The sequence below is a fragment of the Streptomyces sp. NPDC023723 genome, from assembly GCF_040639815.1.
GTDB lineage: Bacteria > Actinomycetota > Actinomycetes > Streptomycetales > Streptomycetaceae > Streptomyces.
The window spans coordinates 48,382-69,347 of sequence record NZ_JBFAAP010000013.1 but is presented as its reverse complement, the minus strand read 5'-3'; the positions used below and the strand labels follow the sequence as shown (position 1 = coordinate 69,347).

Genomic DNA, 20,966 nt, shown 5'->3' with positions numbered 1-20,966 from the left:
CACTGTACGGTCGCGGCGGGTCCCGGCCGGGGTCTCACCCCCGCAGGTCCACCAGGAGCGGCGGCGCGTGCTCCCCCTTGACGGTGGTCAGCGACAGCACCGCGTGCCCGGGCGGCACGGCGTGCGCCAGCTCGGAGGCGGACCAGCGTTCGCGTTCGACCTGCTTCACGGTCACCGCGTCGGTGGTGACCGCCCGGCCCGTCACCAGTTTGCGCAGGGTGTGGATGGCCCGGGTCATCGGCTGGTCGGCGAAGACGGTGTGCTTGGCGACCTCGGTGGTCTCCACCCACTCGGTGCCCCAGGCCTGCGCGAACCGGCTGCCGTCCCAGGTGGTGACGCCGCAGAAGGCCATCCGGCAGCCGACCGCGCCGTAGAGCGGGCCGTGCAGCGCCTCGGGGACGTCGGCGACGGTGCGCAGGGTGAGCAGCACGCCCGCGTTCTGGCCGCGCAGCCGCTGGATGCGGCGCACCGACTCGGGGGTGACCGTGCCGGTCGCGTCGTCCAGCACCAGGCAGGCGAAGTGGCCGCGGCCGCGCTCCTGGACGACGGCGTGGAACTGGGCCAGCACCAGCCGGGTGATCAGCCGGCCCGCCTCCTCGTGGCCGCGCTCGGGCAGGTCGATCCGGACCCGCAGCGGGTGGTGGGCGAGAGCCCGCAGGGAGAACGGCCGGCCCGGTCCGCCGCCGCCGAGGAAGTCCGCGAAGACCGGCCGGTTCAGCAGCGCCAGCCGGTCGGCCAGGGCCCGCCCCGCGTCGCCCGGCGCACCGGCCCCGCGCAGCCGCGCGTCGAGTTCGCGGACCATGACCTCGTTGCCGCTCGCGGCCAGCGTCTCGCGCAGCGGGAGCAGCGCGGCCGCGCCGCCCTCCAGCAGTTCGCGCAGTTCCGGCAGGGCCGGGAAGCGGCCGTGCACCGCCCGGAACGGGCCGAGGAGCTGGGCCAGTACGGTGGCGGCGCCCGGCGCGCCCGCCGGTTCGAGGTCGCCGGCCAGCGCCTCGGCGAGCAGGGCGGCCGCCTCGTCCGGGTCGTCGGACTCGGCGTACAGGTCGAGGTCGTGCACGGAGGACGGGTCGCCGATCCGCACGATCACGTCGAAGGAGTCGTCCGTGCCGAGCGGGCGGCCGGCGGCGGAGACGGCGACGACGGCGCAGCGGCCGGTGAGCGCCTGGAGGGCCAGGGCCTCGGTCACCGGTTCGACCAGGGTGCGGGTCTTGCCGGCGCCGGCCGGGCCGACGGCGAGCAGCGAGGTGCCGAGCACCTCGGGGCCGAGGGCCGCGCCGGCGTCGTGGTAGGGCTCGGGGGTGCGTTCGGCCGGTGTCCAGCGCCCGATCCGCACCTGGCCGGCCAGCAGGTCGTGCCGGGCCGTCCGGCGGGGCAGGTCACGGGCGCCGGACGGGTGGGTCCAGGCGGCGCCGCCCTCGCGCAGCACGGTGTCGCGGAAGACGTGCGGGGCGGCGTCGCGCCGGGTCAGCTGGAAGGAGTGCTCGACGCGGGCGCAGTCGAGGTCGTTCATCCGGCCGCCGGCCACCTCGGCGGTGAGCAGCTCGGCGGCCTCGTGCTGGCCGGCGTCGCGCAGGGCGGGCCACTGGGAGCGGGGCAGGCCGGGCGCGGCGGCGGGGGTCTCGGCGCGGCGGCGCGCGGCGAGCAGCTGCCGGGCGTAGGGCAGCCAGCCGCCGAGGCGGGCGAACGGCCACAGCACGAGCGCGGTGACGACCGCGTACACCGTGTCCGTGTAGAGGGTGGAGGCCATCAGCTCGTAGCTGTCGGTGACCAGGATGGTCAGCGACAGCAGCGGCCGGACCACCGGCACCGGGTCCCAGCCGACCAGCGGGAAGGCGCGCGGGAAGACCAGGCTGAGGACGATCAGGGCGAGGCCGGCGGTGATCAGGGCGCGGGCCGGCTGCGGGCGGCGGCTCGTGTAGTGGCGGGCGATGGCGGGCCAGCCGCCGAGCGAGGCGACCGCGAAGACGAGGATCAGGAAGAAGAGGCCGTCGTAGACCTCGTTGGCGTACACCCCGGGGGGCACCGCCCAGCCCTCGACCTGCTTCGGCCAGGTCACCGAGCCGGCCCACCACCAGTCGTCGGGCGTGAACATCCGCAGCAGGACGTGCTGGTACGGGACGGCGTCCCGGACCCAGAACGACCACACCAGCAGGGCCAGCGCGAGCGGGATCAGCATGCCCACGACCGTCACCGGGGCGATCCGCTCCACGGCTTTCCGGGGCGGCCGGTAACCGAACCGCCAGATCCCGGGCCGGGCCTCGGGCCGGTCCGTGTCGAGCCAGCCGGCGACGGCGGCCGGCTCGGCGGACCGGGGCAGTTGGTGGGGCACCGGCGGCGGGCCCGGCGCCCGGGCCGGCCGGGGCGGCATCGCGGGTGGTACCGACGGCATCGCGGGCGGCACCGGATTCGCCCGTGCGCCCGGCGCGTCCCGCTTCCCGTCGCTGTCCATCGACCCTGCCCCCTGAGCAGCCGTTCCGTGCACCGTCGCAGTCAATCTAACGCCCCTGCACAGGCGTTCACCGCTTACGCGGCCGGGTGCGCGGTGCCGGGCCCGGGAATGTCTCTGTCCACCACGGACAATCCGCCCGGCCGACACCGCCCACATGGAGCATGCCCAGTCCGGTCCGCCGCACCTAGCCTGCGGGAAAAGAACGCAAGCGTCCGTAATAACCCCCAGGAGCCCCGCATGACCGCACTTCCGCAGGAGCGCCGTCTCGTCACCGCCGTCCCCGGACCGAAGTCGCAGGAGTTGCAGGCCCGCCGCACCGCCGCGGTGGCACAGGGCGTGGGCTCCACCCTGCCGGTGTTCGTCACCCGGGCGGGCGGCGGCATCATCGAGGACGTGGACGGCAACCGGCTGATCGACTTTGGCTCCGGCATCGCCGTGACCGGCGTCGGCGCCTCGGCCGAGGCCGTCGTACGGCGCGCCGCGGCCCAGCTCGCCGACTTCACCCACACCTGTTTCATGGTCACCCCGTACGAGGGGTACGTGGCCGTCGCCGAGGCGCTGGCCGAACTGACGCCGGGCGACCACGCCAAGAAGTCCGCGCTGTTCAACAGCGGCGCCGAGGCCGTCGAGAACGCCGTCAAGATCGCCCGCGCGTACACCAAGCGGCAGGCGGTGGTGGTCTTCGACCACGGCTACCACGGCCGCACCAACCTCACCATGGCGCTGACCGCGAAGAACATGCCGTACAAGCACGGCTTCGGCCCGTTCGCGCCCGAGGTCTACCGGGTCCCGGTCGCCTACGGCTACCGCTGGCCGACCGGGGCCGACAACGCCGGCCCGGAGGCCGCCGCGCAGGCCGTCGACCAGATCGCCAAGCAGGTCGGCGCGGAGAACGTGGCCGCGATCGTCATCGAACCGGTGCTCGGCGAGGGCGGCTTCATCGAGCCGGCCAAGGGCTTCCTGCCGGCGATCCGGCGGTTCGCCGCCGAACACGGCATCGTCTTCGTCGCCGACGAGATCCAGTCCGGCTTCTGCCGTACCGGCCAGTGGTTCGCCTGCGAGGACGAGGGCATCGTGCCCGACCTGATCACCACTGCCAAGGGCATCGCGGGCGGCCTGCCGCTGGCCGCCGTCACCGGCCGCGCCGAGATCATGGACGCCGCGCACTCCGGCGGCCTCGGCGGCACCTACGGCGGCAACCCGGTGGCCTGCGCGGGCGCGCTCGGCGCCATCGAGACCATGAAGGAGCTCGACCTCAACGCCGCCGCCCGGCGCATCGAGGAGGTCATGAAGCCGCGGCTCACCGCCATGGCCGAGAAGTACGAGGTCATCGGCGAGATCCGGGGCCGCGGCGCCATGATCGCCATCGAACTGGTCAAGGACCGCGCCACCAAGGAGCCCGCCCCCGAGGCGACCGCCGCGCTCGCCAGGGCCTGCCACGCCGCGGGCCTGGTCGTCCTGACCTGCGGCACCTACGGCAACGTGCTGCGCTTCCTGCCGCCGCTGGTCATCGGCGAGGACCTGCTCACCGAGGGGCTCGACATCATCGAACAGGCCCTCGCAGGCATCTGAGCACCGTGTGAAGAACGTGTGGGGGGTGAATGGCAGGATGCCGATGTGCCTGTCCTCCGCCCAGCCCCTGCCGTAGGTTCTACGCAGATGAGAGATACACCCCGTCCACAGGGAACTGTGGGCGACCCCAGGCCGGGGCCTCCCCAGCTACGGTCTGGTCGTGCCCTCGCGCACACAAACGGAGCCTCTGGCTCCGGATCTCCTCACCGATCGGACGGTCGCTCGCCCCAAACCCCCCGGGGCGCGCGACGTTCCGGTCCGGTCGGCCGCCCCGGAACCACCCCCCCTGTTCCGGGGCGGCCGACCTTCTCCCCCCTCCTTCTCCTGCTCCCCCTCGTGCTCTTCGCGCTGATCACCTGGCAGGTCGTCGCGGACGGTCCGCTGCTGCGCGCGGACGAGCGGGTGAGCCGGGCCCTGGTCCGTCCGGACCGGTTCTCCGAACTCCTCTCCGACCTCGGCAACCCGCAGGTCGCCCTGCCCGTCCTCGTCCTCGCGCTGGCCTGCGCCGCCTGGCGCGGACGGGCCGCCGGCGCGGACCGCTGGTGGCTGCCGCCGGTCGCCGGCGCGCTGCTGATGGCGCTGGTGCCGGCCCTGGTCGTGCCGCTCAAGGTGTGGACCGACCGCCCCGGCACCCCGGCGGTGGCGCCGGGCACCGGCTACTTCCCCTCCGGCCACACCGCCACCGCCCTCGTCGCCTACGGCACGGCCGTCCTGCTGCTCCGGCCGCTGCTCCGCTCGGCCGCCGCCCGCCGCTGCCTGGAGCTGGCCGGCGCGGTCCTCGTCCTCGGCGTCTCCTACGGCCTGGTCCGGCGCGGCTACCACTGGCCACTGGACGTGGTGGCCAGTTGGTGCCTGTTCGGGGCGGGCCTGGGCGCCCTGCGCCTGCTGCTGAGCCGCCGCCGTACCGAGGAACCCGGTCGCCGTACCGAGGAACGCTAGCTCTCCTCCTGTCCCGCGAGGCGGGCCGCCGCCTCGTGCATCGCCAGTTCCAGCAGGGCCGGGTCGGTGAGGGTGCCGGAGCCGTCCGGCGGTACCAGCCAGCGGATGCCGCCGACCGACAGCCGGCCGGGGTAGGGGACGACGATCCAGGTGCCGGCCCCGGCCGTCCGCACACCGGTGCCCAGCCAGCGCGCCGCGGTGCCCGGCGGTACGAAGAAACCGGCGCGCGCGTCGCCGAAGTCGGCGAGCACCGGGCCGGGCTGGTCCAGGATCCGGGTCAGCACGTCGAGGGTGGGATGGCCGAGCCGGCTCGGCAGGATGAGCACGTCCCAGGCCCGTCCGGCCGGCAGCAGGGCGATCCCCAGGGGGTTGCGCTCCCACTCCAGCCGGCAGACCTCGGGATCCGGTGCGACGGATGCCAGCCACTGTGCCGCCGTCTTCGCCCCAGGCATCTGGAGACCTCCCTTTCGGTCGTGGACGCGGGTGCGTCACGAGGGAGAGGGAGGTCACCGGCGGGCATTACGCGGCTTGGCGCATCCCACGGGGGTGAAGAGGGTCACACCCCGCGGCACCGGCGCGCACGCCCCGGCGCCCGCACCGGCGGGCCACGGGTCAGCTGTCGAAGCCCAGTCCGAACCGGTCCAGGGTGCGCAGCCACAGATTGCGGCGCCCGCCGTGCGCGTCCGCGCGGGCCAGCGACCACTTGGTCAGCGCGATCCCGGTCCAGGCGAACGGCTCCGGCGGGAACGGCAGCGGCTTGCGGCGCACCATCTCCAGCTCGGTGCGCTCGGTCCGCTCCCCCGCCAGCAGGTCCAGCATCACCTCGGCGCCGAACCGGGTCGCGCCCACCCCGAGCCCGGTGTACCCGGCGGCGTAGGCGACCCGCCCCTGGTGGGCGGTGCCGAAGAACGCCGAGAAGCGGGAGCAGGTGTCGATCGCGCCGCCCCAGGCGTGGGTGAAGCGGACCCCCGCCAGCTGCGGGAAGCAGGTGAAGAAGTGCCCGGCCAGCTTGGCGTGGGTGGCGGGCCGGTCGTCGTACTCGGCACGCACCCGGCCGCCGTAGTGGTGGACCGCGTCGTAGCCGCCCCACAGGACGCGGTTGTCGGCGGAGAGCCGGAAGTAGTGGAACTGGTTGGCGCTGTCCGCCAGGCCCTGCCGGCCGCGCCAGCCGATCGAGGCGAGCTGGTCGTCGGTGAGCGGCTCGGTCATCAGGGCGTAGTCGTAGACCGGGACGGTGTAGGAGCGGACCCGCTTGAGCAGGTTGGGGAAGACGTTGGTGCCGAGCGCGACCGTGCGGGCCCGGACCGTGCCGTACGGGGTGCGTACGGCCATCCCGGCGCCGTACGGCTTCAGGGTGAGCGCCGGGGTGTGCTCGTAGACCCGGACGCCGAGGCGGCGGCAGGCCCGTTTCAGGCCCCAGACCAGTTTCGCGGGGTTGAGGACGGCGACGCCGCGGCGGTCGTACAGGCCGCCGAGGAAGGTCGGGGAGTCGACTTCGGCGCGGACCGCGTCGGCGTCCAGGTACTCGACGCCCTCGGCGAGGCCGTGCCGCCGGCTCTCCGTGTGCCAGTCCGTCAGCTCCTGGACCTGGTGGGGTGCGGTGGCGAGGTCGATCTCGCCGGTGCGTTCGAAGTCGCAGTCGAGGTGGTGGCGGGCGACGGCGGTCTCGATGGCGTCGAGATTGCGGGCGCCCAGTTCCGCCAGCCGGTGGATCTCGCCCGGCCAGCGGGCGAGGCCGTTGGCCAGGCCGTGGGTGAGGGAGGCGGCGCAGAAACCGCCGTTGCGGCCGGAGGCGGCCCAGCCCGCCTCGCGGCCCTCCACCAGGACGACGTCCCGCCCGGGGTCGCGTTCCTTGGCGAGCAGCGCGGTCCACAGGCCGCTGTACCCGCCGCCGACCACCAGCAGGTCGCAGGTCTCGGCGCCGGTGAGGGCGGGCTCGGGGCGGGGGCGGCCGGGGTCGTCCAGCCAGTACGGGACCGGCTGGGCGTCGGCGAGGGAGGTGGTCCAGTCACTCCTGAGCTGCATGGTTCACGCCTTGGGTTTGGTCCGGCGATTGCTGATGACCATCGAGACGAGGACGAACAGTACGGCGATGACGAACATCGCCGTCCCGATGACGTTGATCTGAACGGGGGTGCCGCGCTGCGCCGAGCCCCAGACGAACATGGGGAAGGTGACGGTCGAACCCGCGTTGAAATTGGTGATGATGAAATCGTCGAAGGAGAGCGCGAAGGCGAGCAGCGCGCCCGCGGCTATGCCGGGTGCGGCGATCGGCAGGGTGACGCGGAGGAAGGTCTGGAAGGGGCCGGCGTAGAGGTCCCGGGCGGCCTCCTCCAGTTTCGGGTCCATCGACAGGACCCGGGCCTTGACCGCCGTCACGACGAAGCTGAGGCAGAACATGATGTGGGCGATCAGGATCGTCCAGAAGCCGAGCTGGGCGCCCAGGTTGAGGAACAGGGTGAGCAGCGAGGCGGCCATCACCACCTCGGGCATCGCCATCGGCAGGAAGATCAGCGAGTTCACCGCGGAGCGGGCCCGGAACCGGTAGCGGACCAGCGCGAAGGCGATCGCGGTGCCCAGCGCGGTGGCGCCGAGCGTCGCCCAGAAGGCGAGCTGGAGGCTGAGCGAGAGCGAGCCGCACAGGTCGGCGACGCCGCACGGATCCTGCCAGGCGTCCGCCGAGAAGTCCTGCCATTCGTAATTGAACCGGCCGACGGGTTTGTTGAAGGAGAACACCGTGACGACGACGTTCGGCAGCAGCAGATACGCGAGCGTCAGCAGTCCGGCGAGGACGACCAGATTGCGCTTGAGCCAGTTGACGAAGGCCATTTACACCAGATCCTCCGTGCCGGACTTGCGGATGTAGAGGGTGACCATGACGAGGATCGCGGCCATCAGGATGAAGGAGAGCGCGGCGGCGGTCGGATAGTCCAGGACGCGCAGGAACTGGGTCTGGATGACGTTGCCGACCATGCGGGTGTCGGTCGAGCCGAGCAGATCGGCGTTGACGTAGTCGCCGGTGGCCGGGATGAAGGTGAGCAGCGTGCCGGAGACCACGCCCGGCATGGAGAGCGGGAAGGTGACCCTGCGGAAGGTGGTGAGGGGCCGCGCGTACAGGTCGCCCGCCGCCTCGTGCAGCCGGCCGTCGATGCGTTCCAGGGAGGTGTAGAGCGGCAGGATCATGAACGGCAGGAAGTTGTACGTCAGGCCGCAGACCACCGCGAGCGGCGTGGCCAGCACCCGGTCGCCGGCCGTCCAGCCGAGCCAGCCGGTCACGTCCAGCACGTGCAGGGTGTTCAGCGCCCCGACCACCGGGCCGCCGTCCGCGAGGATCGTCTTCCAGGCCAGGGTGCGGATCAGGAAGCTGGTGAAGAACGGCGCGATCACCAGGATCATGATCAGGTTCCGCCAGCGTCCCGCGCGGAACGCGATCAGGTACGCCAGCGGGTAGCCGAGCAGCAGACACAGCACGGTCGCGGCGGCGGCGTAGGCGACCGAGCGCAGGAACTGCGGCCAGTACTCCGACAGGGCGTCCCAGTAGGTGGCGAAGTGCCAGGTGACCCGGTAGCCGTCCTCCAGCGAGCCGGTCTGCACCGAGGTGGACGCCTGGTAGACCATCGGCAGGGCGAAGAAGACGAGCAGCCAGAGGATGCCGGGGAGCAGCAGCCAGTACGGGGTCCAGCGGGCGCGCCCGCGGCGGGTGGCGCGGTCCGGTTCCGGTGCGGCCGGCGGAGTCTCGGTGAGCGTGGCGGTCATCAGGCCGCCTCTTCCACTGCGGCGTCCGCTTTCCCGTCCTGGGCGGACTGCGCGGCGTCCAGGGCGAAGGTGTGGGCCGGGCTCCAGTGCAGGACCACCTCGGTGCCGGGGACCAGGCGCGGGTCGCGGTCGACGTTCTGGACGTAGACGGCGAAGTCGTGGCAGACGGGGCTGTCGACGACGTATTGCGTGGCGACGCCGATGAAACTGGCGTCGGCGATGGTGCCGGTGATGCGGTTGCGGCCGGCGGGGACGGTGCCGGCGTCGGCGGCGTGGGTGAGGGAGATCTTCTCTGGGCGGACCCCGGCCAGGATCTTGCCGCCGGTGGTGGCGGGGGCAGCGCAGCGGGTGGCGGGGAGGACGAGTTTTCCGCCGCCCGCCCTGAGCACCACGTCCTCGCCGGTGCGGCTGTCGACCTCGGTTTCGATGAAGTTGGAGGTGCCGAGGAAGTTGGCGACGAAGGTGGTGCGGGGGTGCTCGTAGAGGTCGGCGGGCGGGCCGAGCTGCTCGACCCGGCCCGCGTTCATCACGGCGACCGTGTCGGCCATCGTCATGGCCTCCTCCTGATCGTGCGTGACATGGACGAAGGTGATGCCGACCTCGGTCTGGATGCGCTTGAGCTCCAGCTGCATCTGGCGGCGCAGCTTCAGGTCGAGGGCGCCGAGGGGTTCGTCGAGGAGCAGCACCCTGGGGTGGTTGATCAGGGCGCGGGCCACCGCGACGCGCTGCTGCTGGCCGCCGGAGAGCTGGTGCGGCTTCTTGCGGGCCTGCTCGCCGAGCTGGACCAGGTCGAGCATCTCGCCGACCTGCTTCCTGACCGGCTTGACGCCGCGCCGGCGCAGGCCGAAGGCGACGTTCTCGAAGACGTCGAGGTGCGGGAAGAGGGCGTAGGACTGGAAGACGGTGTTCACCGGGCGCTTGTACGGCGGCAGCCGGGTCACGTCCTGGTCGCCGAGGTGGACGCTGCCGCAGGAAGGTTCCTCCAGGCCGGCGATCATGCGCAGGGTGGTGGTCTTGCCGCAGCCGGAGGCGCCGAGCAGGGCGAAGAAGGAGCCCTCGGGGACGGTCAGGTCCAGCGGGTGTACGGCGGTGAAGGAGCCGTAGGTCTTGCCTATGCCGGCCAGGCGGACGTCGCCGCCGTGCTCGTTCGTCATCTGGGTCACGCCCCCGTCAGCTTCGCGAACGCGGCCTCGTACGCCGTCTCTTCCTTCGAGCTGAGCGAGCGGAAGGAGCGGGACTTCGCCTGCATGGCCTGGTCCGGGATGATCAGTGGATTCGCCGCCGCGGCCGGGTCGATCTTCGCCAGTTCCGCCTTGACGCCGTCGACCGGACAGACGTAGTTGATGTAGGCGGCGAGTTCGGCGGCGGCCTTCGGCTCGTAGTAGTAGTCGATGAGTCGTTCGGCGTTCGCCTTGTGCCGGGCCTTGCTCGGGACCAGCAGGTTGTCGCTGGAGGTGACGTAACCGCTGTCCGGGATGAGGAAGTCGACGTCCGGGTTGTCCGCCTTGAGCTGGACCACGTCGCCGGCCCAGGCCAGACAGGCGGCGAAGTCGCCCCCGCTGAGGTCGGAGGTGTAGTCGTTGCCGGTGAAGCGGCGGATCTGGCCGCTGTCGACGGCCTTCTGCAGGCGGGCGACGGCCGCGTCGTAGTCGTCGTCGGTGAAGTCGCCCGGGTCCTTGTCCATGTCCAGCAGGGCCATGCCCATCGTGTCGCGCATCTCGGTCAGCAGGCCGACCCGGCCCTTGAGCTTCGGGTTGTCCAGGAGGTCGGAGAGGGACGTCACCTCTACGCCGTCGAGGGCCTTCTTGTTGTAGGCGATGACGGCGGATATGCCCTGCCACGGGTAGGAGTAGGCGCGGCCCGGGTCCCAGTCCGGGGTGCGGAACTGGGGCGAGAGGTTGGCGAAGGCGTGCGGCAGGTTGGCCGGGTCGAGCTTCTGCACCCAGCCGAGGCGGATCAGCCGGGCGGCCAGCCAGTCGGTGAGGACGATCAGGTCCCGGCCGGTGTCCTGGCCGGCGGCCAGCTGCGGCTTGATCTTGCCGAAGAACTCGTTGTTGTCGTTGATGTCCTCGGTGTACTTCACGCTGATGCCGGTGCGGCGGGTGAAGGCGTCGAGGGTGGGGTGCTGCTTGCCGCTGTCGTCGACGTCCATGTACTCGGTCCAGTTGGAGAAGTCGATCTCCTTCTCCTGGTCCGAGTGGTCCTCGGCGGAGGTGCCGCCCTCCTTGGTGCCGGCGGCGGGGATGCCGCAGGCGCTCAGCGCGGCGGCGGCGCCGACGGTGAGCGTGCCGGCGGCACCGGCGCGCAGCAGCGAGCGGCGGGTCAGGGCGGCCCGGCCGTTGCGCATGCTGCGCCGCATGGCGGCCACTTGGGCCAGGGAGAGACGGGCTGGCTCGTACTGCTCCATGCGGGTGGGGCCCTTTCGGCAGACGGGAGGGGGCGGGTGGGGGGTGGACGGGGGTGGATGGGGGGGGATGGGGGGGTCGCGGGAGGGTGGCGGCGGGGCTAGCGGTCCCCGAAGACGGTGCGGTGCCAGTCCTTCGCGGGGGCCGCGGTGTTGTCGAACATGACGTGCTTGAGCTGCGTGTACTCCTCGAAGGAGTAGGCCGACATGTCCTTGCCGAAGCCGGACGCCTTGTAGCCGCCGTGCGGCATCTCGCTGATGATCGGGATGTGGTCGTTGACCCAGACGCAGCCCGCCTTGATCTCGCGGGTGGCGCGGTGGGCGCGGTACACGTCCCGGGTCCAGGCGGAGGCGGCGAGACCGTACGGGGTGTCGTTGGCGAGGTCGATGCCCTCGTCGTCGGTGTCGAAGGGCAGCACGACCAGGACCGGGCCGAAGATCTCGGCCTGGACCGCCTCGCTGTCCTGGGCGGCGTCGACGATGAGGGTGGGACGGTAGTAGGCGCCGTCCTTCAGGTGCGCGTCGTCGGGGATCTCGCCGCCCGTCACCACGCGGGCGTACGTGCGGGCCCGGTCCACGAAGCCGGCGACGCGGTCCCGGTGGGCGTGGCTGACCAGCGGGCCGAGGTCGGTGCCGGGGGCGAAGGGGTCGCCGAGCCGGACGGTCCGCATGAGGGCGGCGGTGCGGTCGACGAACTCCTCGTAGCGGGGGCGTTGGACGTAGGCGCGGGTGGCCGCCGTGCAGTCCTGGCCGGAGTTGATGAGGGCGGCGGCGACCGCGCCGTGGGCGGCGGCCTCCGGGTCGGCGTCGTCGAAGACGAGGAAGGGGGCCTTGCCGCCGAGTTCCAGGTGCAGGCGTTTGAGGGTGGCGGTGGCTGTCCTCGCGACGCGTTCGCCCACGGCGGTGGAGCCGGTGAAGGAGGTCATCGCCACGTCGGGGTGGCCGACGAGGTGTTCGCCCGCCTCCCGGCCGGTGCCGGAAACTATGTTGATCACGCCGTCGGGGATGCCCGCCTCGGTGGCGGCCTGGGCGAACATCAGGGCGGTGAGCGGGGTGTTCTCGGCGGGCTTGAGGACCACGGTGTTGCCGGCCGCGATGGCCGGGAGGATCTTCCAGGCGGCCATCTGGAGCGGGTAGTTCCAGGGCGCGACGGAGCCGATGACGCCGAGGGGCTCGCGGCGTACGTAGGAGGTGTGGTCGGCGGAGTACTCGCCGGCCGACTGGCCCTGGAGGTGGCGGGCGGCGCCGGCGAAGAAGGCGGCGTTGTCGACGGTGCCGGGGACGTCGAACTCGCGGGTGAGCTTTAGGGGTTTGCCGCACTGGAGGGACTCGGCGCGGGCGAGTTCCTCGGCGTGGTCGGCGAGGACGGCGGCGAACCGGTGCAGGGCGTCGGAGCGTTCGGCGGGCGTCGCGGCGGACCAGGCGGGGAACGCGGCGCGGGCGGCGGCGACGGCCGCGTCCACGTCGGCCGGGGTGGCGAGCCGGTAGGTGAGGACCGGGGTGCCGGTGGCCGGGTCGACGACGGTGTACGTGCGGTCGGAGCTGCCGTGGGTGAGACGGCCCGCGATGTACTGGGCCCCGGCCGTGAAGCGGTTCGCTGCGCGGTTCTGGGCGGGGAGGTGGTCCTGGGTGGCGTTGCCCGGGTGGTGCATGTCGGCTCTCCTCGGTGTCCCCGGTGGTGGGGTCCGGCGTGGCTCGAACTCGATGTGGGTGCCGATCCTGACAGAGCGGTGGACCTCCAACAAGTGATTCCGTTGTTGCCTTTTGGTTACGCGACGGAATCCGATGGAACGGGTTGACCGGGTGTCGAGTCGGAGCGGAAAACGGGGGACGGAGTGTCAGTGGTGCGTGCCACAGTGGGGTGCATGGGAGAGGTGGCGGGGGCGTTGGACGGCAGGGAAGCGCTGGTCGCGGCGGTGCGGGCGGGGGCGCGGGTGAAGTACCTGTGGTTCTGGGGGCACCGCCCGGGTCCGGACGGGCGGGTCGGGGCGGGCTGCCTGAGTCAGTGGTGGCCGTCGCCGTTCACGGTGGGCGGGGTGGCGTACGCGAGCGCCGAGCACTGGATGATGGCCGGCAAGGCACGGCTGTTCGGGGACCCGGAGGCGGAGCGGCGGGTGCTGGCGGCGGGGCATCCCGCCGAGGCGAAGAAGGCGGGGCGGCTGGTGCGGGGCTTCGACGAGGCGATATGGGAACGGGAGCGGTTCGGGATCGTCGTCGAGGGCAGCGTCCACAAGTTCGCGACGGACACGGCGCTGCGGGAGTTTCTGCTGGGTACGGGGGACCGGGTGCTGGTGGAGGCCAGTCCCGTCGACCGGGTGTGGGGCATCGGCCTCGCGGCGACGGACGAGCGGGCGGGCGATCCGGAGCGGTGGCGGGGGGCGAACCTGCTGGGCTTCGCCCTGATGGAGGCGCGGGCGCGGCTGCGGGGTGGGGGGTTGCGGACCGTGCCGAGGTGAGGCCTGCGGCGGCCTGCGCGGGTGGGGCGGGGTGCGCGTAGCGCCTTCGGTTTGGTGGTGGGTCGGGGCCGGGGTGGGGGGTGTCCGTCCTCGGAACGGCGCGGAATCGGTCTCCTACGGGGCTCACCCGTGTCGACGCGCCAACCGCTGCGGGCGAACACCCCCCACCCCGTCCCCTTCCCGCCGTACGCGAGCGCGGGTACGTGCCCACTCGGCGACGGACGAGCACGGGTACTCGCCCACTCGGCGACGGACGAGCACGGGTACTCGCCCACTCGGCGGCGGACGAGCGCGGGTACGTTTCAACCGCAGGCAGCGGGCGGTACTTGGCCGCGTACCCACACCACCGCGGACAGCGCGTGACCGCCCAACTGCCGGCGGCGCGTGACCACCCAACCGCGGGCGACGCGTGACCACCCAACCGCGGGCGGCGCGTAGCCGCGTAACCGCGGGCAATCGTGCCGCCAGGGGCGGCACGGGTGGGCGCGGCGGCACCCGGCCAGCGCCGGGTCGCGTCACGCCCCCCGGCCCACCCCAACGCCGGTGCCCCGTCAGCGCGGGACCAGTGCCCCCGGCCCAACCCCCACGCTCGCCCCAACCCCGCAGACCTACCCGCTCGTGAAGATCAGGGTCGCGAATCCGACCCCCAACACAACCCCGAAAGAACCGCAGATGATGCCGGCCAGCGCCTGGCCGGAGTTGGTGGCCTCGCCCCTGCGCGCCTTCGCCCGGCCGACCGCCCCGAAGACGATGCCCAGCACCCCCGCCAGGATGGCGAACGGCCACATGCAGAAGCCGACGGCCGCGATGATCCCGAGGACGAGACCGGCCGTACCCATCCCGTTCTTCGGCGGCAGCGGCCCCAGGCCCTGCCAGCCGTAGTAGCCCTGCGGCTGCGGACCGACGCCGTAGCCGGGACCGGGACCGGGGCCGGGAGCGATGCCGGGACCGTGGCCCGGGTAGTGGTAGGCACCGGGGTAGCCGTAAGGGAGCCGACCGGGCCCGTCAGGGCTGACCGGCGGCGGGGGGACGACGGGACTTCCCTGGCCACCGTGCCCCTGCACCAGCCCCTGCGCCTGCCCCAGCCCCTGCGCGGGCGGCGCGAACGGGTTGGCCGGACCGGCGGGGCGCACGTCGGAAACCGGCGCGGCGAACGGATCGCCTCCCCCACCCGTATCCGTCCCGGCACCCGCGCCCGCCCCCGACGGCGTCGCCCACGGCTGCGACTGGGGCGGCGGCGCAGGAACCGCGTCGGAAGGCTGGTCCCCCAGGGTGGGTATGGAGGTGACCGTCTGATGGTCCGGCTCGGGGACGGACGGGGACGGCCACGGCGTCGACGCGGGCGGCGTCGCATCATCCGGCACGGGCACCGGCACCGGCGGCGGCCACACCTTGCCGCCCGCGCCCGGCACCGCGTCTCTTCGCCCCGCGCCGGGCGGCGCTGTCGGTCCGTGCGCGTCGGCTTCCGGCGGCTGCGCGTCGTCGGACATGCGCGGGTCCCCTCTGTTCGAACGTGCCGTCATGCTACGGCGCGTACCCGCCCGGCGGACCCCCGGCCTACGATGACCTCCGAGTCACCGATCAGCCGATCACCAGCGCCCCGCCGGACACCACCCGGCCGCCGGGCGCCCCGTTCCGGGGAGGAACCCTTGACCGAGAGCACCGAGAGCACCGAGCGCACCGAGCAAGCCGAGCGCACCGGACAGACCGGGAGCGGCGCGCAGCCGCAGGTCCCCGGTCCCGGCCCGCGCCCCGAGCACCTCGTCACCCCCGGCGTCCCGCGCGACCTGCGCTCCTTCATCGCCGGTCTGCCCAAGGCCGAACTGCACGTCCACCACGTCGGCTCCGCCTCTCCCCGGATCGTCGCCGAACTCGCCGCCCGGCACCGTGACTCCCAGGTCCCCGCCGACCCCGAGGCGCTGGCCGAGTACTTCACGTTCACCGACTTCGCCCACTTCATCAAGGTCTACCTCTCGGTCGTCGACCTGATCCGCACCCCGGAGGACGTCCGGCTGCTGACCTACGAGGTGGCCCGGGAACTGGCCCGGCAGCAGGTCCGGTACGCCGAGCTGACCCTGACCCCGTTCTCCTCCACCCGGCGCGGTATCGACGAGCGCGGCTTCATGGACGCGATCGAGGACGCCCGCAAGGCGGCCGAGGCCGAGTTCGGGACCGTACTGCGCTGGTGCTTCGACATTCCCGGTGAGGCGGGGACGGAAGCCGCCGAGGAGACCGTCCGGCTGGCCACCGACGACCGCGTCCGGCCCGAGGGGCTGGTCTCCTTCGGGCTCGGCGGGCCCGAGATCGGCGTCCCGCGCCCGCAGTTCAAGCCGTACTTCGACCGGGCCGTCGCCGCCGGGCTGCGCTCGGTGCCGCACGCCGGGGAGACCACCGGCCCGGAGACGGTGTGGGACGCGCTCACCTACCTGGGCGCCGAGCGGATCGGGCACGGCACCTCCTCGGCGCAGGACCCGAAGCTCCTCGCCCACCTCGCCGAGCACCGGATTCCGCTGGAGGTGTGCCCGACGTCGAACATCGCCACCCGCGCGGTGCGCACCCTGGACGAGCACCCGATCAAGGAGTTCGTGGACGCCGGAGTGCTGGTGACGGTCAACTCCGACGACCCGCCGATGTTCGGCACCGACCTGAACAACGAGTACGCGGTCGCCGCCCGGCTGCTGGACCTGGACGAGCGCGGTCTCGCCGAGCTGGCGAAGAACGCGGTGGACGTCTCCTTCCTCGACCCGGCGGGCAAGGCCCGGATCGGCGCGGAGATCGACGCCTACACCGCCACCTGGCTCACCCCATGACCGAGATGACCGAGGCGACCGGGGTGCCTGACGTGGCCGGGGTGACCGCCGTGGCGCATCGCGGTGACCCCTACCGGGTGCGCGAGAACACCCTCGCCTCGCTGCGCTCCGCGCTCGCCCGCGGCGCGGACGCGGTGGAGATCGACGTACGGCTGACCCGGGACGGCGTGCCGGTGCTGCTGCACGACGAGACGCTGACCCGGCTGTGGGAGCGGGACCGGCCGCTGTCCGCGCTCACGGCCGCCGAGGTACGGGAGTTGACGGACGGGCGGGTGCCCACGCTGGCCGAGGCGCTCGCGGCGGCCGGCGGGCACCGGCTGATGGTGGACCTGCCCGGCGCGCCCGGCGTCCGGGCGGTCCGGCGGATCGTGGACGTGGTGCGCGAGTGCGGTGCGGGCGACCGGGTGTACTACTGCGCGGGGGCCACCGCCATGCTCGCCGTGCGGGCGGCCGACCCGGCCGCCGAGATCGCGCTGACCTGGACGACCCTGGCGCCGCCCCGGCCCACCCTGCTGGCCGCCGTCCGGCCGCGCTGGCTCAACTACCGCTGGACGCTGGTGGACCGGGCGCTGTCCGAGCGGGTGCACCGGGACGGTTACCTGCTCTCCGTCTGGACGCCCGACACCCGCCGTGCCATGCGCCGGCTGATCGGTCTGGGCGTCGACTCGATCACCACCAACCGGGTCGACGTGCTGCACGCCGTGCGCGCGGCGCCCGGGCGGGCGCTCGAAGGAGCGCACGGCGCGTAAGGAACACGGGCCGGACGGGGTGCGCCCGGTGGGCCGTCGGTAATCGGACAAGGTGCGCGGGACGCGGGGATACGCCCGGGGCGGCACGGGCGACGTCGACGGCACCGGCGGGCGCGGGTACCGGCGATCTCCTGCGCCGGCAGGGAACCGGAACGTCCGCTCCGTATGTGGCTGGTTCGCGGTCCCGAGTCCTTGACCCTGAAATCGCCCGGTGGATACGTTCTGTCGCGAGTCGGACACACTGCGTGTTCGGCTCGGGATTTTCTACGGGTGGGGGGAACTGTGGATGTCGAGGTTCTCGGACATGTGGCGCTACGGGTGGGAGAGGACCGCAGGACACCGAGCGCCCCCAAGGCCCGACAGGTCCTGGCACTCCTGCTGGTCAACGCCAACCGGCTGGTCAGCACGGACGCGCTGATCGAGGAGCTGTGGGCCGAGCGGCCGCCGCGCAGCGCGCTGAGCGCCTTGCAGACGTATGTCTTCCAGGTGCGCCGGCTGCTCGGCGAACTGGTTCCCGGCACCCCGCCCAAGAAGATCCTCGTCACCACGCCGAACGGCTACGAGTTCCGGGCCGATCCGGCCCGGGTGGATCTCCAGCGGTACGAGCGGCACCGGCTGGCCGGGCAGCGGGCGTTCCACGGCGGGGACAACCTGACCGCCGTCGAGCAGTTCCGCGCGGCGCTGCACATCTTCTCCGGCCCGCCGCTGGCCAATGTGCGGCGCGGCACGCGGCTGGCGGCGGAGCTGGTGCGGCTGACGGAGAGCCGTACCGGCGTGCAGGAGACCCGGATCGAGGCGGAGCTCGAACTGGGCCGCCAGCACGAGGTACTCAGCGAGCTCAGCGGACTCGCCTCGCGGCATCCGCAGCACGAGGGGTTCCACCGGCAGTTGATGCTCGCGCTGTACCGGTGCGGCAGGCGCCCGCAGGCCCTGAAGGTGTACGACCGGCTGCGGCAGTCCCTGGTGGCCGAACTGGGGCTGGAGCCGTCGCGCGAACTGCGCACCCTCCAGCAGGCGATCCTGTGCGCGGACCCGGGACTGGACGCCGCCGGCGACCGCAGCCCGCTGCGGCCGGCGGTCCCGACCCGCTGACCGGGCCGCCACGGGCCGCCCCCGCCACCGCCGCGTCCGGTGGAACTGCGCATCGCCGGTCAACGTGTCCTCCTCGGTGCCGTCACCGACGACGGTGGCAGGCGGCGCTCGGCGCCGGGTGAAGGCGGGGGCAACCCGGGGGCAACCCGGGCGAGACCGGCCGCGGAGGCGGCGTTGCCCGTCCCACGAGCCGCCGGTGGTGGCCTGGTGGGCGACCCACGACGCGACGGAGGCCGGCGCCATGAACCTCGACGACGTCCCGCACCGCACCGCCGCACCGCGCTGGGCGACCTTGCGGGAACTCGTGACGGACGCGGCGTCCCGGTACGGGGACCGGGAGTTCCTGCGCTGCCCGGACCGGACGCTCTCCTTCCGGGCGGCCGACGCGTACGGTGCCGACCTGGCGCGGAAGCTGGCCGGGCACGGCGTCCGGCCCGGCGACCGGGTGGCGATCCTGCTGGGCAACAGTGCGGACTGGCCGCTGAGCTGGCTCGGCGTCGTCAAGGCCGGTGCCGTCGCGGTGCCGGTCGACGCCCGCTGCGGCGCCTTCGACCTGCGGCACGTCCTGCACGACTCCCGGGCCGCCCTGGTCCTGACCGCCCCCGGCCTGGCGGCGCTCGCCCACCGGGCGGCGGGCGGCCTCGGCCGGCCCTGCGCGGTCCGCACCCTGCCCGGCCTGGACGCCGACGGCCGCCGCGGCGACCTCCCCCGCCTGTCCGCCCGTACCGACGCCACGGTGGGCCTCCAGTACACCGCCGGCACCACGGGCTTCCCGAAGGCGTGTGTCCTCAGCCACGACTACTGGCTGCGCACGGCGTGGGGGATCGGCGCCGGAGCCGGACTGCGCCGCGCCGACGTGGTCCTGACCACGCAGTCCTTCGCGTACGCCGGTCCGCAGTGGCAGACCGTGATGTGCCTGATGGCCGGGGTGCCGCTGGTGGTCCTCGAACGTTTCTCGGCCGCCGGGTTCTGGGACTCGGTGCGCCGGCACGGGGCCACCGTGACCCATGTCGTGGGCGGCATGCCGACGCTGCTGTACAAGCAGCCGCCGCGCCCCGCCGACCGCGACCACGCCCTGCGGCTGGTGCTGTGCTCCGGCATCCGGCCCGAGCGGCACCGGGAGTACGAGGAGCGCTGGGGCGCCGCCTGGCGGGAGCTGTACGGGTCCACCGAGAGCGGGCTGGACCTGATCTCGCCGGTGGGCGAGGAGAGCGCCGTCGGCAGCGGGGCGCTGGGGCGGGCGCCGGCCGGCAAGCGGGTCGTCGTCGCGGACGAGCGCGGGGAGCGGGTGCCGCCGGGTGCGGCCGGGGAGATCCTGGTGCGCGGCAGGCCGATGATGAAGGGCTACTGGAACGGCGCGGAGGCCACCGCCCAGGTGTTCCGCGGCGGCTGGTACCACACCGGCGACCTGGGCGTCGCGGACCCGGCCGGACGGGTACGGCACGCCGGGCGGCTCACGGAGGTGATCCGGCGCGGCGGCGAGCAGATCGCCCCGGCCGAGGTGGAAGCGGTCCTGGAGGCGCATCCGGCGGTGCTGGCGGCGGCCGTCGTCGGCATCCCCGACCAGTTGTCCGGCGAACTGCCCAAGGCGTTCGTCCGGTTGCGGCCCGGCACCCCGCCCACCGCGCCGACGGCCCGGTCCCTGCTGGCGCACGCCCGCCGGCGGCTGGCCAGGCCCGAGGTCCCGGCCTACCTGGAGTTCGTCGGCTCCTTCCCCACCACGGCCTCGGCCCGGGTGCGCAAGCATCTGCTGCTGCGGCCCGGCGACGACCAGCGCGGCGGGGCGTTCAGCGCGGCGGCGGACGGGTGGGTGTGAACGCCGGGGCGCGGCCCGAGGTCACCGCCGACCTCGCGGTCACCGTCGTGAACCAGGTCGCCGTCGTCACCCTCGACCGGCCCGCGAAGCTCAACGCCCTGACCCGGGCGATGCGCCGGGACCTGGCGGCCCTGCTGCGCCACTACGGCGACGGGCGGCAGGTGCGGGGCGTGATCCTCACCGGGCGGGGGCGGGCCTTCTCCGCCGGACCGGAACTGCGCGAGGCGACCGGACCGGCCGCAATCCGGACGGCCCGGACGGGCCGGACTGCCGGGACCGCTGGGACGGCCGGGGCAGCCGGGGCAGCCGGGACCACTGGAACGGCCGGGACCACCGGCACCGCCGGACCACCCGGGACGGCCGGGACCACCGGACCACCCGGGACCACCGGAACCACCGGGACAGCCGGATCGGGATCGTCGACCCCGATGGACTTGTCCGCCGAGATGGACCTCTTCAACGCCGTCACCCTGGCCGCGCTGGCCGCCGAGGTCCCGGTGGTGGCCGCCGTGGGCGGTCTCGCCGTCGGCGGCGCGGCCGGACTGGCGCTGAGTCTCGACGCCCGCGTCGGCACCGCGCACGCGGCGTTCGCCTGGCCGGAGAACGGCCTCGGGCTGACCGTGTCCAACGCGGCCAGCCTGTTCCTGCCCCGGCTCACCGGCGGCGCCCAGGCGCTGCGCCTGGTCATGGAGGGCGCCCGGGTCGACGCCCTGCGGGCGTGGCGGCTCGGCCTGCTCGACGAGCTCGTCGGCCCCGACGACGACCTGGTTCCGGCCGCCGTCCGGCTGATCCACCGCTGGACGCCGCCGGGCTCGTCGGCCGCCGCCCACCTGCGGCTGCTGCGCCCGTCGCCGCACGCGGTGCGCCGGGCCATGCGCCGCGAGCGGGCCGCCCTCGCGCGGGCGGTCCCACCCGCGTGAGGA

Annotated in this window: 17 protein-coding genes; 8 read left to right on the top strand and 9 right to left on the bottom strand. The window is 73.5% G+C overall.

The window, feature by feature from the left end; translation table 11 throughout:
* Positions 1-34: 34 nt before the first annotated feature.
* The gene (locus tag AB0G32_RS16960) at positions 35-2,449 is read right to left on the bottom strand and encodes an ATP/GTP-binding protein (protein ID WP_361163280.1); all 2,415 of its coding nucleotides are present in this window, start codon (positions 2,447-2,449) and stop codon (positions 35-37) included.
* 237 nt (positions 2,450-2,686) lie between these two features.
* On the opposite strand from AB0G32_RS16960, the gene gabT reads away from it, so the two are divergent.
* Both gabT and AB0G32_RS16950 read left to right on the top strand, forming a co-directional pair.
* Positions 2,687-4,021 (top strand): 4-aminobutyrate--2-oxoglutarate transaminase, encoded by a 1,335-nt coding sequence (gene gabT / locus AB0G32_RS16955; RefSeq protein WP_361163278.1) that lies wholly within the window; start codon positions 2,687-2,689, stop codon positions 4,019-4,021.
* Between the two features lie 117 nt (positions 4,022-4,138).
* A complete protein-coding gene (locus tag AB0G32_RS16950; RefSeq protein ID WP_361163276.1) occupies positions 4,139-4,960 on the top strand; it encodes a phosphatase PAP2 family protein in 822 nt (273 codons plus the stop codon).
* Here AB0G32_RS16950 and AB0G32_RS16945 read toward each other — a convergent pair.
* The 7 genes from AB0G32_RS16945 to AB0G32_RS16915 all read right to left on the bottom strand — a co-directional run bounded on the left by AB0G32_RS16945 (position 4,957) and on the right by AB0G32_RS16915 (position 12,772).
* Positions 4,957-5,412 carry a hypothetical protein gene (locus AB0G32_RS16945; protein ID WP_361163274.1) on the bottom strand — a complete coding sequence of 152 codons (456 nt, stop codon included), beginning with the start codon at positions 5,410-5,412 and terminating at the stop codon, positions 4,957-4,959. The genes AB0G32_RS16950 and AB0G32_RS16945 overlap by 4 nt on opposite strands.
* A 160-nt stretch (positions 5,413-5,572) precedes the next feature.
* A complete protein-coding gene (locus AB0G32_RS16940; protein ID WP_361163272.1) occupies positions 5,573-6,985 on the bottom strand; it encodes an FAD-dependent oxidoreductase in 1,413 nt (470 codons plus the stop codon).
* Positions 6,986-6,988: 3 nt separating this feature from the next.
* Complete coding sequence (locus tag AB0G32_RS16935; protein WP_361163270.1) at positions 6,989-7,789, bottom strand: ABC transporter permease; 801 nt, start codon at positions 7,787-7,789, stop codon at positions 6,989-6,991.
* Positions 7,790-8,716, bottom strand: a complete 927-nt coding sequence (locus AB0G32_RS16930; RefSeq protein WP_361163268.1) for an ABC transporter permease — start codon at positions 8,714-8,716, stop codon at positions 7,790-7,792. It lies immediately after the preceding gene.
* Positions 8,716-9,870, bottom strand: coding sequence for an ABC transporter ATP-binding protein (locus AB0G32_RS16925; RefSeq protein WP_361163439.1), 1,155 nt, complete (start codon positions 9,868-9,870; stop codon positions 8,716-8,718). The genes AB0G32_RS16930 and AB0G32_RS16925 overlap by 1 nt, the downstream gene beginning before the upstream one ends.
* A 5-nt stretch (positions 9,871-9,875) precedes the next feature.
* Positions 9,876-11,123: a spermidine/putrescine ABC transporter substrate-binding protein gene (locus AB0G32_RS16920; protein ID WP_361163266.1), complete on the bottom strand. Its 1,248-nt coding sequence runs from the start codon at positions 11,121-11,123 to the stop codon at positions 9,876-9,878.
* A gap of 98 nt (positions 11,124-11,221) precedes the next feature.
* Complete coding sequence (locus AB0G32_RS16915) at positions 11,222-12,772, bottom strand: gamma-aminobutyraldehyde dehydrogenase (RefSeq protein WP_361163264.1); 1,551 nt, start codon at positions 12,770-12,772, stop codon at positions 11,222-11,224.
* Positions 12,773-12,985: 213 nt separating this feature from the next.
* Between AB0G32_RS16915 and AB0G32_RS16910 the strand changes: the two genes are divergently transcribed.
* On the top strand, positions 12,986-13,576 hold the full coding sequence (locus AB0G32_RS16910) for an NADAR family protein (protein ID WP_361163262.1): 591 nt from the start codon (positions 12,986-12,988) through the stop codon (positions 13,574-13,576).
* A 608-nt stretch (positions 13,577-14,184) separates the two neighbouring features.
* Here the strand turns inward: AB0G32_RS16910 and AB0G32_RS16905 are convergent.
* Entirely contained in the window at positions 14,185-15,066 is an 882-nt protein-coding gene (locus AB0G32_RS16905; RefSeq protein ID WP_361163260.1) for a hypothetical protein, read from the bottom strand.
* A gap of 297 nt (positions 15,067-15,363) precedes the next feature.
* Between AB0G32_RS16905 and AB0G32_RS16900 the strand changes: the two genes are divergently transcribed.
* The 5 genes from AB0G32_RS16900 to AB0G32_RS16880 all read left to right on the top strand — a co-directional run bounded on the left by AB0G32_RS16900 (position 15,364) and on the right by AB0G32_RS16880 (position 20,963).
* Entirely contained in the window at positions 15,364-16,386 is a 1,023-nt protein-coding gene (locus tag AB0G32_RS16900; RefSeq protein WP_361163437.1) for an adenosine deaminase, read from the top strand.
* On the top strand, positions 16,383-17,135 hold the full coding sequence (locus AB0G32_RS16895; protein ID WP_361163258.1) for a glycerophosphodiester phosphodiesterase: 753 nt from the start codon (positions 16,383-16,385) through the stop codon (positions 17,133-17,135). Before AB0G32_RS16900 ends, AB0G32_RS16895 begins: the two co-directional genes overlap by 4 nt.
* Before the next feature lie 318 nt (positions 17,136-17,453).
* Positions 17,454-18,227, top strand: coding sequence for an AfsR/SARP family transcriptional regulator (locus AB0G32_RS16890; protein WP_361163256.1), 774 nt, complete (start codon positions 17,454-17,456; stop codon positions 18,225-18,227).
* Positions 18,228-18,468: 241 nt separating this feature from the next.
* On the top strand, positions 18,469-20,043 hold the full coding sequence (locus AB0G32_RS16885) for an AMP-binding protein (protein ID WP_361163254.1): 1,575 nt from the start codon (positions 18,469-18,471) through the stop codon (positions 20,041-20,043).
* On the top strand, positions 20,040-20,963 hold the full coding sequence (locus AB0G32_RS16880; protein WP_361163252.1) for an enoyl-CoA hydratase-related protein: 924 nt from the start codon (positions 20,040-20,042) through the stop codon (positions 20,961-20,963). Before AB0G32_RS16885 ends, AB0G32_RS16880 begins: the two co-directional genes overlap by 4 nt.
* Positions 20,964-20,966: the final 3 nt, after the last annotated feature.

What these genes read in the sequence shown, in the direction of transcription:
- AB0G32_RS16925 (WP_361163439.1), bottom strand. Translation starts at nt 9,870, where the DNA reads ATGACGAACGAGCACGGCGGCGACGTCCGCCTGGCCGGCATAGGCAAG.
- AB0G32_RS16920 (WP_361163266.1), bottom strand. Translation starts at nt 11,123, where the DNA reads ATGGAGCAGTACGAGCCAGCCCGTCTCTCCCTGGCCCAAGTGGCCGCC.
- AB0G32_RS16935 (WP_361163270.1), bottom strand. Translation starts at nt 7,789, where the DNA reads ATGGCCTTCGTCAACTGGCTCAAGCGCAATCTGGTCGTCCTCGCCGGA.
- AB0G32_RS16940 (WP_361163272.1), bottom strand. Translation starts at nt 6,985, where the DNA reads ATGCAGCTCAGGAGTGACTGGACCACCTCCCTCGCCGACGCCCAGCCG.
- AB0G32_RS16915 (WP_361163264.1), bottom strand. Translation starts at nt 12,772, where the DNA reads ATGCACCACCCGGGCAACGCCACCCAGGACCACCTCCCCGCCCAGAAC.
- AB0G32_RS16930 (WP_361163268.1), bottom strand. Translation starts at nt 8,716, where the DNA reads ATGACCGCCACGCTCACCGAGACTCCGCCGGCCGCACCGGAACCGGAC.
- AB0G32_RS16945 (WP_361163274.1), bottom strand. Translation starts at nt 5,412, where the DNA reads ATGCCTGGGGCGAAGACGGCGGCACAGTGGCTGGCATCCGTCGCACCG.
- AB0G32_RS16905 (WP_361163260.1), bottom strand. Translation starts at nt 15,066, where the DNA reads ATGTCCGACGACGCGCAGCCGCCGGAAGCCGACGCGCACGGACCGACA.
- gabT (WP_361163278.1), top strand. Translation starts at nt 2,687, where the DNA reads ATGACCGCACTTCCGCAGGAGCGCCGTCTCGTCACCGCCGTCCCCGGA.
- AB0G32_RS16885 (WP_361163254.1), top strand. Translation starts at nt 18,469, where the DNA reads ATGAACCTCGACGACGTCCCGCACCGCACCGCCGCACCGCGCTGGGCG.
- AB0G32_RS16960 (WP_361163280.1), bottom strand. Translation starts at nt 2,449, where the DNA reads ATGGACAGCGACGGGAAGCGGGACGCGCCGGGCGCACGGGCGAATCCG.
- AB0G32_RS16910 (WP_361163262.1), top strand. Translation starts at nt 12,986, where the DNA reads ATGGGAGAGGTGGCGGGGGCGTTGGACGGCAGGGAAGCGCTGGTCGCG.
- AB0G32_RS16895 (WP_361163258.1), top strand. Translation starts at nt 16,383, where the DNA reads ATGACCGAGATGACCGAGGCGACCGGGGTGCCTGACGTGGCCGGGGTG.